This window comes from Ruegeria sp. BC1 (assembly GCF_056539305.1).
In genome coordinates, this window is record NZ_JBQFUT010000006.1 from 24,226 (window position 1) to 39,380 (window position 15,155).

The window sequence follows — 15,155 nt, forward strand, 5'->3', positions numbered from 1 at the left end:
TTTTAAAAGGACAGTTTGATGCTGTTTTATGATTGCCCGACTGCGCCTAACCCACGCCGCGCGCGTATGTTTATTGCCGAAAAAGGGGTGGAGGTTGAAACCGTAGAGATTTCGATCTCCAAGGGCGAACAGCTGAGTGAAGGGTTCAAAGCGGTCAATCCCAATGCGACCGTTCCGGTCTTGGTCACTGATGACGGGGCAGTGCTGACAGAAAATCTTGGGATTGCGGCCTATATTGAAGCGCGTTTCCCTGAACCGCCGCTGATGGGTCGGAACCCGGATGAAAAGGGGTCTGTTCTGATGTGGAACAGCATTGTCGAACAACAAGGCGGCGCGCCTATTGGAGACGCGTTGCGAAATACGCATCCGGCCTTTTCCAACAGGGCGATTCCGGGGCCGGTGAATCACCCGCAAATCCCGGAACTGGCGCAAAGGGGAATGGCGCGGGTTGCACATTTCTTTGATCTGCTGGAGGCAAGGCTGACAGAAAGCCCGTTTATCGCCGGGCCCGACTTCACGCTGGCAGACATTTCCACGTTTGTGTTCGTGGACTTTGCCCGTGTGATCAAGATGCGGATTCCACAGGAAAACTCTGCCACTTTGGCATGGTTTGAAAAGGTTGGATCCCGCCCCAGCGCCAAACTTTAAAATCGAACACTGGGTTGCCAGTTTATTCGTCGTCTGAACTGTACAGAAATGTCTAGACAGAAGTGAACAGTACGTCTAGCGTGCCTCTGCACGTCAGGCTGGGGAGGGCAGGATGAAATCTCAATACCGTGTAGTGGTCATCGGGGGCGGCGTCGTTGGGGCCTCGGTTCTGTATCATCTGGCCAAGTTTGGCTGGTCGGACGTGGTTATGCTCGAGCGTCGGCGTCTGGCGTCTGGCTCCTCTTGGCACGCGGCCGGGGGTGTGCATGCCCTGAATGCTGACCCGAACATGGCATCTTTGCAGGCTTATACAATCGACCTGCTTAGCGAGATCGAAAAGGAATCAGGTCAGAATATCGGTCTGCATATGACCGGCGGCCTGACCTTGGCGGGCACGCCGGAACGCTGGGAGTGGTTGCAGGCCAATTACCGTATTTTCCAGTCTATCGGGATTGACGACTGTGAATTGCTTTCGCCGGAAGAAGCGCAGCGACGCTGCCCGATCATGTCCACAGATGGCGTACTTGGTGCCATGTGGGCTGATCGCGAGGGGTACATTGACACCACAGGAACTGTGCAGGCTTACGCGACAGCGGCCAAAAAGCGCGGCGCGGAATACTATGAGGAAACCAAGGTCGAAGAGTTGATCCAGACGGCTGACGGCTGGCAGGTGGTAACTGACCGAGGCACGATCACCTGCGAGCATGTGGTCAACGCCGCGGGCCTCTGGGCCAAGCAGGTTGGGCGCATGGCTGGAGTGGAATTGCCGGTGTCACCGCTCAAACACCATTACCTGATTACCGACACGGTGCCCGAGGTTGCAGCGGCGGATTTCGAAATGCCGATGACTGTGGACCTCGAAGGGTTCACCTATATGCGGCAGGACCAAAAGGGCGTTCTGGTCGGCATCTACGAGGTCGATCACGAACATTGGGCCATGGACGGCGCGCCGTGGAACTATGGCGAAGAGCTGTTTCAGGAACAGCTCGACCGGATCGAAAACGAACTGACGCTGGGCTTTGAACGCTACCCTTCGATCCAGAATGTCGGCATCAAAACCTGGGTGAACGGGGCGTTTACGTTTTCGCCCGACGGCAACCCTCTGGTCGGGCCGGTGCCGGGCAAACCTGGCTACTGGTCGGCGTGTGCGGTGATGGCGGGCTTCCTGCAGGGCGGCGGTGTGGGAAAAACGCTGGCCGAGTGGATGATCCACGGCGAGCCCGAGGCAGACGCGTGGCCGATGGACGTGGCTCGCTATGGCGATTTTGCGCAGAACAAGCGGTACATCCGCGAGACCACCGGCCAGTTCTATTCCCGCCGTTTCGTGATGACCTATCCGAACGAGCAGCTTCCAGCGGGTCGTCCGCTGAAGATGGCCCCTGCCCATGATGTGATGACCGAGGCGGGCTGCAAGTGGGGTGTCAGCTGGGATCTGGAAGTACCGTTGTACTTCGCACCGAAAGGGTTTGAGGAAACGCCGACCCTCAAGCGGTCCAATGCCCATGACATCGTGGCTGAGGAATGCAAGGTGATCCGTGAAGGTGTGGGCCTGCTGGACATATCTGGCTTTTCGCGTTTCGAAGTCAGCGGACCTAACGCCGAAATCTGGCTGGACAACGTGATGGCCTCGAAACTGCCCGCGCCGGGCCGGGCGAAACTGGCACCGATGCTGGGTGAGACCGGGCGGCTCAAGGGTGATCTAACCGTGTTGAACTGGGGCGATGGCACGTGGTGGATCATGGGCAGCTACTACCTGCGGGCCTGGCATATGCGATGGTTCGACGATCACATGATTGATGGCGTAATTATCCGTGATCTGGGTGAAGAATACTGCGGTTTCGCCTTGGTTGGTCCAAAATCGCAGGAGGTTGTCGAGAAGCTGGCCGAGCAGGATATCGCGGGTCTGCAATTCATGGGGTGCGGCGATTTTGACATCGGCCTTGTGCGCGCCCGCGTCGCGCGCATGTCGGTGACTGGTGAAAAAGGGTACGAGATCAATTGCCGATCCGGCGATCACATCGCGCTGCGCCGCATGCTGCTTGAAGCCGGGGCCAGTGAAGGCATCCGCGAATGTGGCTTTAACGCGATGCTGTCGACGCGACTGGAAAAGAGCTTTGGCATCTGGTCGGCGGAGTTCACGCAAGCCTACACGCCAGGCATGACCGGGATGGATCGTTGGATCGACTGGAATAAGGATTTCGTCGGCAAAGACGCAGCGATGGCAGAGCGGGACGGCAACGGCCCGGCTCAGGTTCAGGTAACGCTAGAGGTTGACGCTCTGGATGCCGATGCCAGCGGGTACGAGCCCATCTGGGCCGAGGGTGAACGTGTGGGGTTCGTGACGTCGGGCGGCTTTGGTCACTACACAGGAAAATCACTGGCGATGGCGCTTGTCGACCGGGGCAAGGCCGCGCCGGGAACTGAATTGTCGGTCCATGTGGTTGGTGTGGAACGTCCGGCGCGCGTGATTGCCCCGTCACCCTATGACCCGCAGGGCAAAGCAATGAGGGGCTGACAATGATTTCCCAGACTTCGGAACGTAGCAGGCGACGGCGCGGGCGCGGTGCTGATGCGACACCGCCGGTCAGCCGCGACGTGAACTATCGCCAACTGAAAAACCCGTTTCCCCTCATGGAAGTGTTCCCGGCGGATCAGATTGCGGACATGCACGAAACCGCCTTGCGCACGTTGCAAGAGCTGGGGGTCAAGGTCCTGCTGCCCGAAGCGCGTCGAATCTTTGCCATGGGTGGAGCGCGGGTGGATGAGGACAGCGAGATGATCTTCATTGGGCGCGATATGGTCGAATCTGCGGTGGCCTCGGCGCCCAAGTCAATTGCCTGCAGCGCGGGGGCGCGACATCGCGATTTCACGCTGGAACTGGGTTCGCTGGTATTTCAACCGGGTGCAGGGGCCCCAAATGCGACCGATCTGGAACGCGGACGTCGCCCCGCAACCGGGCAGGATTATCTGGAGTTTCTGAAACTCACCCACCATTTCGACGTCTTCCAGATGATCTCGCCTCAGGTTGAGCCGCAAGACGTACCGACCCATCTGAGGCACTATTTCACCACGCAGGCGCAGATGGAACTGACCGACAAGTTCCCCTTCTTCTTCTCGCGTGGGACGCCGCAGGTGATGGACTGCTTTGAGATGCTGACCACCGCGCGGGGTCTGTCGGACGATGAATTCCGTGCCACTCCACATTGCTATACCATTATCAACACCAACAGCCCGCGTACACTGGACATTCCGATGGCACAGGGACTGATCGACTTTGCGCGGCACGGGCAGATGTCGATCATCACTCCGTTTACCTTGATGGGGGCGATGGCACCGATCACAGTGGCTGGCGCGATCACGCTGTCCCACGCCGAGGCGTTGGCCGCGCTGACCTTGACGCAACTGACAAATCCGGGTGCGCCAGTTTGTTACGGGACTTTCACCAGCAATGTAGACATGAAATCGGGCGCGCCTGCGTTTGGCACGCCCTCGCATTTTCAGGCATCGCTTGCGGCAGGCCAATTGGCGCGACATCTGGGGCTGCCGTGGCGGTCGGCTGCAGGCTCGGCGTCGAATACCAATGATGTTCAGGCGGCCAATGAAAACCAGTTCGGCCTGTGGGGTTGCCTGATGGCCGGGGCCACGGTCATCATCCACTCTGCCGGTTGGTTAGAGGGTGGGTTGACCGTATCCTTTGAAAAGATGATCTGTGACGCTGAAGTGCTGAACATGGTGGCCGAACTGTGCGCCGGGGCGCAGGCCGGACGGGATGAGATCGGTTTTGATACGGCACTGACCGAAGTTGAACCCAGTGGGCATTTCTTTGCGACAAGCCAGACTATGGAACGCTACAACACGGCTTTCTATGAACCGCATGTGCATGATTATGCAAACTTTGGTACCTGGACTGAGCGCGGCTCAGTCGATGCCAATCACAGGGCGACGAACGTCTGGAAAGACATTCTTGAGAACTTCGAGGCTCCGCCCCATAACACGGACCGGTTGGGTGCGCTGCAGGACTTTGTTGCCCGCCGAACCGAAGAGGGCGGCGCGCCGCCGGAGAGTTGAATGAGCACCAAACCCATCCTTCACCGCGATGATCCCGAAGCTGAACCCCTGGTCGGAAACGTCAAGGTCACCCGCGACGACTGGCTGAACGTTGCGATGGACGTTCTGATTTCGGATGGCGTCGATCAGATCAAGGTTCTGAATTTGGCCGAACGGATGGCTGTTTCACGGTCGTCCTTTTACTGGTATTTCAAATCCCGGCAGGAGTTGTTGGACGCCTTGCTGGCGCGATGGCAATCCACCAATACCGCTGGTTTGATCGCGCAGGCACAGGCCCCGGCGGACACGATCACCGCGGCCGTCTGCAACGTGCATCGGTGCGTGGTGAACACGGACCTGTTCGACACTGCGCTGGATTTTGCCGTGCGTGACTGGGCGCGCAAGTCGGGTAAGGTCCGCCATGCGCTGGATCAGTCGGATGCACGGCGTCTGGCGGCGCTGCACGCCATGTTTGCGCGCTATGGCTATTCCGAGATCGAGGCCGAAACCCGCGCGCGGATCCTCTACTACATGCAAATCGGGTACGATTTGGCACAGCTGAACGAACCTATGTCCACGCGGATTTCGATGGTTCCGCACTATCTATATGCCTTTACCGGGGTCGAGCCAAAGCCCGAGGAAGTCGAAGAATTCAGCGCCTATTCAGCGCGCTACTGGAAAGGAGAACACTCATGAGCCAACCTGACGCAATCATCATCGGAACAGGTGTGATCGGCGCGGCCATCGCGTTTGAAATGACCAAGGCTGGCTGGAAAACCCTGTCGCTGGATCGCAATGCGCAGGTCGGCCACGGTTCGACCGCAGGGTCCTGCGCAATCATTCGGATGCATTATTCGACTTTCGATGGCACGGCGTTTGCATGGGAAGGCTATCATTATTGGCGCGACTGGGCCGCGTATCTTGGTTTGCCGGCAGAGGCCAATCTGGCGCAGTTCCGTGAGACGGGTTGTCTGGTGATGAAGACGGACGCCAACGGGATGCTGGAAAAACATATGAAGAACAGCGCCGATCTGGATTGCCCGTTCGAGGAATGGTCGCCCGAGAAAATCACCGAGCGCTTGCCTGTCTATTCGCTGGACAGCTTTGCCCCTGCGCGTCGCATGGACGACCCGGATTTCGGTCAAACCAATGGACGCAAGATGCAGGGCGGAGTGTTCTGGCCGCAGGCGGGCTATGTCACTGACCCGGCGCTGTCGGCGCAGAACCTGATGGATGCCGCGAAACAGCACGGGGCTGAAGTGCGCACCGGCGCCGAGGTTGTCGAAATCCTGACCGACGGTGGGCGCGTTTCGGGGGTCAAGCTGGCCTCGGGCGAGGAAATTCACGCCAAGGTCGTTATAAACGTTGCCGGGCCCGGGTCAGCGATCATCAATAGGATGGCAGGCGTGCTGGAGGACATGACCATCGAAACTCGGCCATTGCGGCAGGAGGTCGTACATGTGCCCGCGCCAGAGGGCTTTGATTTCGAGAACGACGGCACCATCGTTTCAGACAGCGATATCGCCTGCTATTGCCGCCCCGAGCACGGCAACCATATCCTCGTCGGGTCCGAAGACCCGGAATGCGATCCGCATCAGTGGTGCGAGGACGACGTAAACTATAACCACGATTTCACCGATCAATGGACAACTCAGGCCATGCGTTACGCCCAACGGGTGCCGAGCCTGGGCATCCCTTCAAAAACGCGCGGTGTGGTCGATCTGTATGACGCATCGACCGACTGGATTCCAATCTATGATAAATCCAGCCTGCCGGGCTTTTACATGGCGTGTGGCACCAGCGGAAACCAGTACAAAAACGCGCCGATTGCCGGGAAGATGATGACAGCCCTGATTGACTATTGCGAAGGTGGGAGTGACCACGATGCGGAACCTCTGCAGTTTGAGCTGCCCTATATCAAGCGGATGATCGACGTCGGATTCTACTCGCGAAAACGCCCGATAAACGAGGAAAGCAGTTTTTCGGTTCTGGGCTAGCCTGGCTGTCAAAACGCTCTAATCTTCCTTGGAACCAGAATAGCGGGACCCAGGATGACCGAGCCAAAGAACCGAGTATTGATACTGGGAAGCGCCCCGAACGCGGTTGTCGCACGGGGCTGGCCTCGCGACCCCTTCACTCATATTGTCGCGATCAATAATGCCTGGCGCATCCGACCGGATTGGGATGTGCTCATACACCCCGAGGATTTCCCGGATCGCAACTGCCCGAAAAAGGTTGAACCCGATCAGTGCATTGTCACCGCGCAGGACTACGTGCCAGCACAAAACTGTTTTGGCGGGTTCGTCTATGCTGGTGGCACAATGGCTTTTACGGCAGGCTATTGGGCGCTTGCAGCGCTGCAGCCCGCGGTTCTGGCGTTTTTCGGGTGTGACATGGTTTACCCCGGCAAGGGGAAAACGCATTTCTACGGAAATGGTGCGGCGGATCCTTTGCGCCCCGATGTCACCCTCCGGTCGCTCGAGGCCAAGTCGGCCCGGCTGGCGTTGATTGCTGCGGTACAGGGCTGCCGTGTTGTCAGATTGTCAGAGGGTGAAAGCCGCCTGCTGTTCCCGTCAGTGGGTTTGGGTAATTTGACAGAAACGCCTCTTCCCCTGACGGATGCGCTGTCGGCTATTCTGAACGACGAAGAACAACTGGGTTACGTCGTTCCTTCTGGTCGTTATTGGGAGGATGCGAACCGGTTCGACACGGACAAACTCGACGCGTTGGACAGGCGCTGGCTGGCGGCCTATCGCGCTGCGGAAACGGAGACCGTTATCTGAAGCGAATGCTTCGATCAGGCGGCAAATTTAGCCCAGGCCCAGACCATGGCGATATAAGTCAGGTTGTGCATGCATTGGTCCAATCCGGCCGCGCGCCAGTATGCAGCCTGTGAAGGAATCAGCTGTTTCTTGTCCGAATAGCTGGCTTTGGCAAAATCAATATTGAAATGCACAATCCATTCCAGCGCGGCGATAATCAGAATAAAGGACCACGGTGCCCCGAACAGCAGGAAAACAATTACGGATCCGATGACATGCACCCCGGCATGCTGCGCGCGGCCCCAGTGAAGATATTCACCACGGCCGGACAACATTTTGGGTGTCTGGAGGTAGAAATCCGCAAACATATGCTTGATCTGCAACAAGCAGAGCATCAAAAGTGCTGCGCCTAAGCTGGCGGTCAAAATATTCCTCCCGATATCGTCCTGTTGCAAACTTTACGGGTTAAACCGGTGCGGCGCAAATGAACTTGTTCACACAGGGCGGATATCCGATCAAACTGGAAACTATTTGCGTCACCTGACAGGATTGCTGTAAATTCCGGATATTGGATTTACGGCACTTTCGTCATGATAAGATCGGTGATCCATAATAGGGGCGGGTTCCATAGAACGTACGATTTTCCGGTTTATTTGGAAGTACTCGAAACGCGATCAGCTGATTTTGCTGGCCGTGACCTCTACGCTATTTCCACTGCTTTACCTGACGCTGGAACTGCCCAAGCGCATTATCAACGATGCGATCGGTGCGGCCAGCCCTGTGGTGGATGTCCTAGGCTATAGCCTGCCGCAGACCACTTTTCTGATCATCCTGTGTATCGCTTTTCTGGTGGCGGTGCTGGCCCATGGTCTGATGAAGATGCGCATCAACACCATGAAAGGTGTCCTGAGCGAGCGGATGCTGCGCCGGTTTCGTTATCAGCTGATCAACCGCGCCTTGCGGTTTCCCCAACCCTATTTTGAGCGCGTCAGCCAGGGCGAAATGGTGTCGATGATCACCGCCGAAAGCGAACCGATGGGCGGGCTGATGGGCGATGCGATCAGCCAACCGGTTCTTCAGGCGGGTCAAATGATCACGATCCTGTCGTTTCTGTTCCTGCAAAGCGTCTGGTTCGGGTTGGCCGCCATTGCTCTGATCCCGTTGCAGGCCTGGCTGATTCCCAAATTGCAACGGCAGATCAACCTGCTGAACAAAAAGCGCATTCAAGAAGTGCGGGTGCTGGCCGCCCAGATCGGCGAGAATGCCGCCGGTGCCTCGACCCTGCGGTCCAATGGAGGTTGGCGTTATCGTCGTGCGATGATCTCGGAGCAGCTGGGGCGGCTGTTCGGTATCCGGTTCGAGATTTATCAGAAGAAATTCTTCATGAAGTTCATCAACAACTTCATTTCGCAGCTTACGCCCTTCATGTTCTATCTGGTCGGCGGTCTTCTAGTGCTGCAAGGATCAGTCTCGCTGGGGGCGCTGGTCGCGGCGCTGGCAGCCTATAAGGACCTGAGTTCGCCTTGGAAAGAGTTGCTGACTTACTACAACCAGACGCAGGATATGTCGCTGCGTTGGGACGTCGTGATCGAACGTTTTGCCCCGCCAGGAATGCTGGATGAAAAGCTGTTCGAAGGGGAACCGGAAGCAAGACCCCACCTGAAAGGCGATATCGTTCTGGATCGCGTGTCAGTCCGGGACATGGACGGCAATCAGGTGCTGGACGATTTGAATTTGACCTTCGTAGCGGGCCAGACGGTTGGTATCGCGGCCCCAAGCGAAGAGGACAGGCGCGCGGTTGCCGAATTGCTGACACGGGAAGTTCTACCCAGCTCGGGCCGGGTCGAAATTGGGGACCTTAACCTGTCGTCCCTGCACCAAGGCGTCGTGGCTGAGCGCATCGGTTATGCGTCGTCCCGACCGATCATGTTTCAGGGGACATTGGGCGACAACGTGATGATGCCAATGCGCCAAAGGCCGCTCACCACTCAGAATGGCGATCCCGACTTTGCAGAAACGCAACGGGCCGGAAACAGCGCCGACCCGTATAGTGTCGAGTGGCTGGACCCATCCATGGCCGGTCTGGATAGCCCGAATGCGCTGCGGGATTGGTGGCTGCAGCTGATTGACGGCATGGGATCAGGTGCGGCTTTGTTCCAACGTGGAGCCGATCAGACATTTGATATCAATAACCACGCCGATCTGGCGCAAAAGCTGGTTGAGTTGCGACCGCTGGTACAACAGGCGGTGCAAAAGGCAGGTTTGGACCAGCAGGCACTTGTGTTTGATCGCGACGCATACAATCCGGCCCTACCGGTGGTAGAGAACCTGCTGTTTGCCACGCCACGCGTGCCGGTCACGCAGGAATTGTTAGCCCGACAGACCATCTTTTTGGGTCAACTGCGTGAATTGGGGCTGGATGAAACTCTGGTCAGCCTAACCCGAGATGTGATCGAGATGCTGCGCCAGATTTTTGGCCTGGATGGCACCGACCACCCTCTGTTCCGTAAACTCGGCCTTGAGGCGCAAACATACGAAGCTGCGGTTGAACTGGTCGAGCGAACCCGGAACGAGGGCGTGTCCGGATTGGATGACGAGCAACTCGCCAGTCTTCTGGCTGTCCCATTTGTCATCTCGGCAGAACAGATCGGACCTGCGTTCACGGATGAACTCAAGAACCGTATCCTCGAACTGCGTCATAGCCACTCCGAGAAACTGCTTGAACGGTTGCACGACGTCTTTGTGCCTTTGAAGGACGACGAAATTGCGCCTGGTCTGACGGTCATGGAAAACGCGCTGTTTGGTAAGGTCAGCCAGATCGGCGGAGCCCGGTCGGACGAGTCGCGCAAGCTTATTGTCGACGTTTTGGATGCGCATGGCGCACGTCCCCTGGTGGTCGAGCTGATTTATGACGTTCCGGTTGCGATCGGGGGCCAGAATCTGCCGGCCGTTTTTGCCGAACCGCTGGCGTTTACTCGTGCGACGATCAAAAAACCGGACATCCTGATTTTGGAAAGCGCTTTGGCCAGCTATGACATGGCAACACAGGTGGCCGTTTATAAAAACCTGCGTGAATTGCTGCCGGAAACAACCGTCATCTACCTTAATGACCAATTCGAAAATCCTGATGCATTCGACATGTACGTCGAAATTCGGCAAGGTCGGGTGATTACGGATGAAGGGCAGGACACAGTGGAAGAGGATAGTGCAGCTTCAGCCGACCTTGCACGTAAGTTGCGTGCTTTGGAACAGACGCCGCTGTTCTCCGGTCTTGACCGTCGGCAGTTGCGCCTGCTGGCTTTTGGTGCGCGCTGGTTCGACGCCAAAGCGGGAGAGATCGTGTTTTTGAAAGACGATCAGCCAACCGACGGTGCCTATGTGGTGTTGGAAGGCGAGGCCGGTTTGTATCTGCCGCAAATGGATGGCCCGGATCAGCTTATCGCGACGGTCGGGCCGGGGGCGCTTGTGGGTGAGCTGGGGCTGATCCGCAAGGAACCCCGCGCGCTCAGCATGATTGCCGAAACCGAGTTGTCCTGTCTGCGTATCGGTGAAGAGGAATTCCTGGCCGTGGTCGAAAACGATGCCGCAACCGCATTCAAGCTGTTGCAGGTGATCGCGGGATATGTCTCGAACTAGGCGTCCGGCTTGCAGAACAGATCGTAAAGCAGCCCTATCACCTGCGCCGTGTTGCCGTCTTGCAGCGAGTAATAGATGGTCTTGCCATCCCTGCGGGTCGAAACCAGCCGTTCCTCCCTCAGTCGGGCCAACATCTGACTGACGGCGGCCTGACGGGTTTGCAGCAGTTGTTCCAGTTGCCCAACGGATTTTTCACCCTCACCCAGATGGCAGAGGATCATCAGCCGCCCTTCATGCGCCAGTGTTTTCAAAAACGCCGTAGCCCGCGCGGCGCTTTCTTTCATGTCCGCGGGGTTCTCAGGATGTGTGGTTTTGTTGTCCTTGTCCTTTGGGGTCACGCCTGTCCTGTCTGCAACTTGGGGTTGGACCAATATGCCTCAATTCAGGCATGTTTGTCACCCCTCGGACGCGGGCGCGCCGCCCTGGAAGGCGTTGCCGTTAACGTAATCACAAGGCTCCTCCTGCATTTGCAGGTGTAGGTCTTGGCCCGTGTAAGGATGCGCGCGGGCCAGATCCTCGTCTACTACTATCCCCAGTCCGGGTGCAGTGGGTGGACTGACGAAACCTTCGTCAACGCACAGCGAGCCTTTGATCAACTGGTCGTGGAAAGGCGTTTCGATGGATTCGAGCAGCAGCAGGTTCGGGATCGACGCGGCCAGATGGATGTTTGCCGCCCATTCGACCGGGCCGGCATAAAGATGCGGTGCCATCTGGGCGTTGAACACCTCGGCCATGCTGGCGACCTTCTTCATCTCCCAGATGCCTCCGGCACGGCCCAGAGCGGGTTGCAGAATCTCGGCGGCCCCGGCGCGCAGCACAGCCCCAAACTCGGCCTTGGTGGTCATGCGTTCGCCGGTCGCGACGGGGATACGAACGTTACGCGCGACACGGGCCATGTCCTCGATCATGTCGGGCGGCGTGGGCTCTTCGAACCACAGCGGAGAGTAGGGTTCCAGCGCTTGACCCAATCGGATCGCGCCTGCGGTGTTGAACTGGCCGTGCGTGCCGAACAGCAGATCGGCCTTGTCGCCTACTGCCTCGCGGATCGCTTTGCAGAATGCGACCGACATTGAGATATCGGACATTGCCGGCATATGCCCGCCGCGGATTGTGTAGGGGCCGGCAGGGTCAAACTTGACCGCCGTGAACCCCCGTCGCACCATCTCTGCCGCGCATTCTCCGGCCTGATTGGGTGAAGTCCAGAAATCGGTCAGATTATGCTGTGGCAGCGGGTAGAGGTAGGTATAGGCCCGGATGCGCTCATTCATCAGACCGCCCAGCAAGGCATAAACGGGCCGGTCACGGTCTTTGCCCAGAATGTCCCAGCAGGCGATCTCCAACCCCGAGAACGCGCCCATCACGGTCAAGTCCGGGCGTTGGGTGAAGCCACTGGAATAAGCACGGCGAAACATCAATTCGATATTCTCGGGGCTTTCGCCCAGCATATGCCGTTCGAACACATCGCGGATCACATGGCGCATCGCCTCGGGGCCGACGGATGAAGCGTAGCATTCGCCCCAGCCGATGATTCCGGTATCGGTCGTGATCTTCACCAAAATCCAGTAACGGCCGCCCCAACCCGGTGCTGGAGGGGCGGTCACGATGATATCGAGGTCCTGCAGTTTCATCCGGTGTCCTCCCCTTAGCTGGTGTCAGCCTTTGTCGAAAATGATCACATTGCGCTTGGCCGACCCGGTCTTGGTATCCTCGATCGCCTCGTTGATCTGATCCAGTGACCAACGGCCCGAGATCAGCTCGTCCAATTTCAACCGTCCTTGTTCGTAGAGGTCAATCATCCACGGGATATCGCGCTGAATGACAACATCTCCCATTTTCGACCCAATAACACCTTGGCCAAGCGCCGCCAGAACGACGGGTTCATAAGTGGACATGTCCCCCGAATGCGGCATGCCGATCATAATCGCTTTGCCGCCCCGGCCCAGATAACGCGGGGCCTGATCATAGGCAGGGATCGCACCCACAGTGATCAGTACCGCATCCGCGCCGCGTCCACCAAGGGCCTTGAAGGCGGCTTTCCACGGTTCTTTCAAGCTGGCCAGCACGCCGTGCGTTGCACCGAACTCCTTAGCGATGCTCAGCTTTTCCTCAGTCATGTCGACAGCAACGATCCGCCGCGCCCCGGCAAGGCGCGCGCCCTGAATGGCGTTCAGCCCGACGCCCCCAGCTCCGATCACCACCACATCCTGACCGGGTCGCAGTTTTGCAGCGTTCACCGCCGCGCCGACCCCGGTGATCACGCCGCAAGAAAGCAGACTGGCTACGTCCTTCGGCATGGTTTCCGGGATTTTCACAATCTGCCGGTGGCTGACCACGACCTTTTCGGCAAACGCACCGCAAGCCATCGCCTGATCCAGCGGTCCGCCGTCAGCTGTCTGCAACGGACCTTTGACCGTATCATAGGGTGTTTCGCAGATTGTCGGCTGCCCACCCGCGCAAGAGGGGCAGGACCCGCAGGCGCGGATCAGTGTTACCACGACGGGGTCACCTACCTTGAAATGTCCGACCCCACCGCCCGTCTCGGTGATCAAGCCGGCCGCTTCGTGCCCGTATACGGCGGGCAGGTGCCCTCCCCACGCTCCGCTGGCAAAGGTGATGTCTGAATGGCAGATCGCGACGGCATCCAGAGTGACCTCGACCTCACCTGTGCCCGGTGGAGCGATCTGAACGTCTTCGATGACCAGGGGTTCGTTGAACGCCCGGCAGACGGCAGCTTTGATGGTTTGCATTGGTCTCCCTCACTCCTTTTTGGCCACGGTGACGCGGGAACATGCATGTCGCAAGACGGAAACCGTCATTGCGATGTCGTTGTTACGCGACGATAGGGCGGGGATCGCAGAAATAGCGTGAAGCCAACGACCATCAGCACCATGGCCAGCAGGAAAGGCGCGCCGGGCAGATAGATACTGGTGTCAGACCGGACGAAATAGGCAAACACTGAAGTCATCACCAAGGGCGAGATCACCATCGACAGCGCGTGTAGTGAGGTGAGTACGCCCTGCAACTCTCCCTGTTGCGAGTCCGGTGTCGCACGGGATGTCAGGGCTTGCAGGGCAGGTGTGACAACGGCCCCAAGCGCTGTGATCGGAATCAGCATCAACGCGATGAAGCCATTGGTCAGGAACGCCAACAGCAGGAAACTGACGATCTCGAACCCCATGCCGCAGATGATTGTAACCCGCTCTCCCAGATAGCGGGTGGCCGGGCGGATCAGTCCGCCCTGCACGGCCGCCATTCCGATCCCGTAGACGCCCAGCGACAGGCCAATCATCTGCGGAGACCATCCAAAGCGCTCGGTTGTAAAATAAGCCCAGATTGCGGGATAGACGTAGATTGACACCGAATAGAGGAAATAGACCCACAGCATCGGGCGAATGCCGGGTAAGGACGCAATGGCGCGCAGCGAGTTCACTGGGTTGGCCCGGCGCAGGCTGAAAGCACGGCGGGTTTTGTCTGTCACGGTTTCGGGCATCACCAAAAGGCCTGCCAAAAATGTCAGGGCGGATAATGCTGCGGCCGCCCAAAAGGGTGCACGTGTGCCGTATTCGCTAAGCAATCCTCCGATGACCGGGCCGAGTACAAAGCCGACACCAAAGGCGGCGCCCAGAAGGCCGAAATTCGCGGCTTTTTCATGGGGTTTGGACACGTCTGCCATGAAGGCTGCCGCAGTGGCATGGGTCGCTGCGGTTACACCTCCGACGATACGTCCGGCCAGTAGTAACCAGATGCTGCCAGCGACGGCCATTACCATGTAATCCAGTGACATGATGAACAGGGACACCAACAGGACCCGGCGTCGGCCATAGGCGTCAGACAGGTTGCCCAGTATCGGTCCGAATACGAACTGCATCGCCGCAAAGGCCGTACTCAGTACGCCGCCCCATATTGCGGCGTCGGCCAGGGTTCCGCCCTGAACTTCGACAATCAACTCCGGCATGATCGGCAGCACCAGACCGATGCCCATCGCGTCGATCATGACCGTACAAAGAACGAAGAGAAAAGGTAGGCGCATGGTAACCAATCGTGAGAAATCGTCCGGAGACC

Annotated in this window: 12 protein-coding genes; 7 read left to right on the forward strand and 5 right to left on the reverse strand. The window is 58.1% G+C overall.

All coding sequences use genetic code 11. The features are described 5' to 3' along the window. Nucleotides 1–18: 18 nt before the first annotated feature. The 6 genes from ACR0IY_RS13430 to ACR0IY_RS13455 all read left to right on the forward strand — a co-directional run bounded on the left by ACR0IY_RS13430 (nucleotide 19) and on the right by ACR0IY_RS13455 (nucleotide 7,478). Nucleotides 19–648, forward strand: a complete 630-nt coding sequence (locus tag ACR0IY_RS13430; protein ID WP_480674089.1) for a glutathione S-transferase family protein — start codon at nucleotides 19–21, stop codon at nucleotides 646–648. A 112-nt stretch (nucleotides 649–760) separates the two neighbouring features. Beyond that, nucleotides 761–3,163 carry a GcvT family protein gene (locus ACR0IY_RS13435; protein ID WP_480674091.1) on the forward strand — a complete coding sequence of 801 codons (2,403 nt, stop codon included), beginning with the start codon at nucleotides 761–763 and terminating at the stop codon, nucleotides 3,161–3,163. Nucleotides 3,164–3,165: 2 nt separating this feature from the next. Continuing rightward, nucleotides 3,166–4,716, forward strand: a complete 1,551-nt coding sequence (locus ACR0IY_RS13440; RefSeq protein WP_480674093.1) for a trimethylamine methyltransferase family protein — start codon at nucleotides 3,166–3,168, stop codon at nucleotides 4,714–4,716. Further along, the gene (locus ACR0IY_RS13445; RefSeq protein WP_480674095.1) at nucleotides 4,717–5,391 is read left to right on the forward strand and encodes a TetR/AcrR family transcriptional regulator; all 675 of its coding nucleotides are present in this window, start codon (nucleotides 4,717–4,719) and stop codon (nucleotides 5,389–5,391) included. It abuts the gene before it with no gap. Next, nucleotides 5,388–6,692: an NAD(P)/FAD-dependent oxidoreductase gene (locus ACR0IY_RS13450; protein ID WP_480674097.1), complete on the forward strand. Its 1,305-nt coding sequence runs from the start codon at nucleotides 5,388–5,390 to the stop codon at nucleotides 6,690–6,692. The genes ACR0IY_RS13445 and ACR0IY_RS13450 overlap by 4 nt, the downstream gene beginning before the upstream one ends. A gap of 54 nt (nucleotides 6,693–6,746) precedes the next feature. Continuing rightward, nucleotides 6,747–7,478: a hypothetical protein gene (locus ACR0IY_RS13455; protein WP_480674099.1), complete on the forward strand. Its 732-nt coding sequence runs from the start codon at nucleotides 6,747–6,749 to the stop codon at nucleotides 7,476–7,478. A 14-nt stretch (nucleotides 7,479–7,492) separates the two neighbouring features. Here the strand turns inward: ACR0IY_RS13455 and ACR0IY_RS13460 are convergent, their stop codons facing one another. Beyond that, nucleotides 7,493–7,852 carry a DUF3307 domain-containing protein gene (locus tag ACR0IY_RS13460; RefSeq protein ID WP_480674551.1) on the reverse strand — a complete coding sequence of 120 codons (360 nt, stop codon included), beginning with the start codon at nucleotides 7,850–7,852 and terminating at the stop codon, nucleotides 7,493–7,495. 244 nt (nucleotides 7,853–8,096) lie between these two features. Here ACR0IY_RS13460 and ACR0IY_RS13465 point away from each other — a divergent pair, with 244 nt between their 5' ends. Continuing rightward, on the forward strand, nucleotides 8,097–11,093 hold the full coding sequence (locus ACR0IY_RS13465; RefSeq protein ID WP_480674553.1) for an ABC transporter transmembrane domain-containing protein: 2,997 nt from the start codon (nucleotides 8,097–8,099) through the stop codon (nucleotides 11,091–11,093). On the opposite strand, the gene ACR0IY_RS13470 is transcribed toward ACR0IY_RS13465, so the two are convergent. The 4 genes from ACR0IY_RS13470 to ACR0IY_RS13485 all read right to left on the reverse strand — a co-directional run bounded on the left by ACR0IY_RS13470 (nucleotide 11,090) and on the right by ACR0IY_RS13485 (nucleotide 15,123). Then, nucleotides 11,090–11,377 carry an ArsR/SmtB family transcription factor gene (locus ACR0IY_RS13470; RefSeq protein WP_480674100.1) on the reverse strand — a complete coding sequence of 96 codons (288 nt, stop codon included), beginning with the start codon at nucleotides 11,375–11,377 and terminating at the stop codon, nucleotides 11,090–11,092. The two genes, ACR0IY_RS13465 and ACR0IY_RS13470, sit on opposite strands and share 4 nt — an antisense overlap. A gap of 111 nt (nucleotides 11,378–11,488) precedes the next feature. Then, the gene (locus ACR0IY_RS13475; RefSeq protein ID WP_480674102.1) at nucleotides 11,489–12,721 is read right to left on the reverse strand and encodes a mandelate racemase/muconate lactonizing enzyme family protein; all 1,233 of its coding nucleotides are present in this window, start codon (nucleotides 12,719–12,721) and stop codon (nucleotides 11,489–11,491) included. Between the two features lie 24 nt (nucleotides 12,722–12,745). Continuing rightward, entirely contained in the window at nucleotides 12,746–13,840 is a 1,095-nt protein-coding gene (locus ACR0IY_RS13480; protein WP_480674104.1) for a Zn-dependent alcohol dehydrogenase, read from the reverse strand. Nucleotides 13,841–13,905: 65 nt separating this feature from the next. Then, entirely contained in the window at nucleotides 13,906–15,123 is a 1,218-nt protein-coding gene (locus tag ACR0IY_RS13485) for a TCR/Tet family MFS transporter (RefSeq protein ID WP_480674106.1), read from the reverse strand. Nucleotides 15,124–15,155 lie beyond the last annotated feature (32 nt).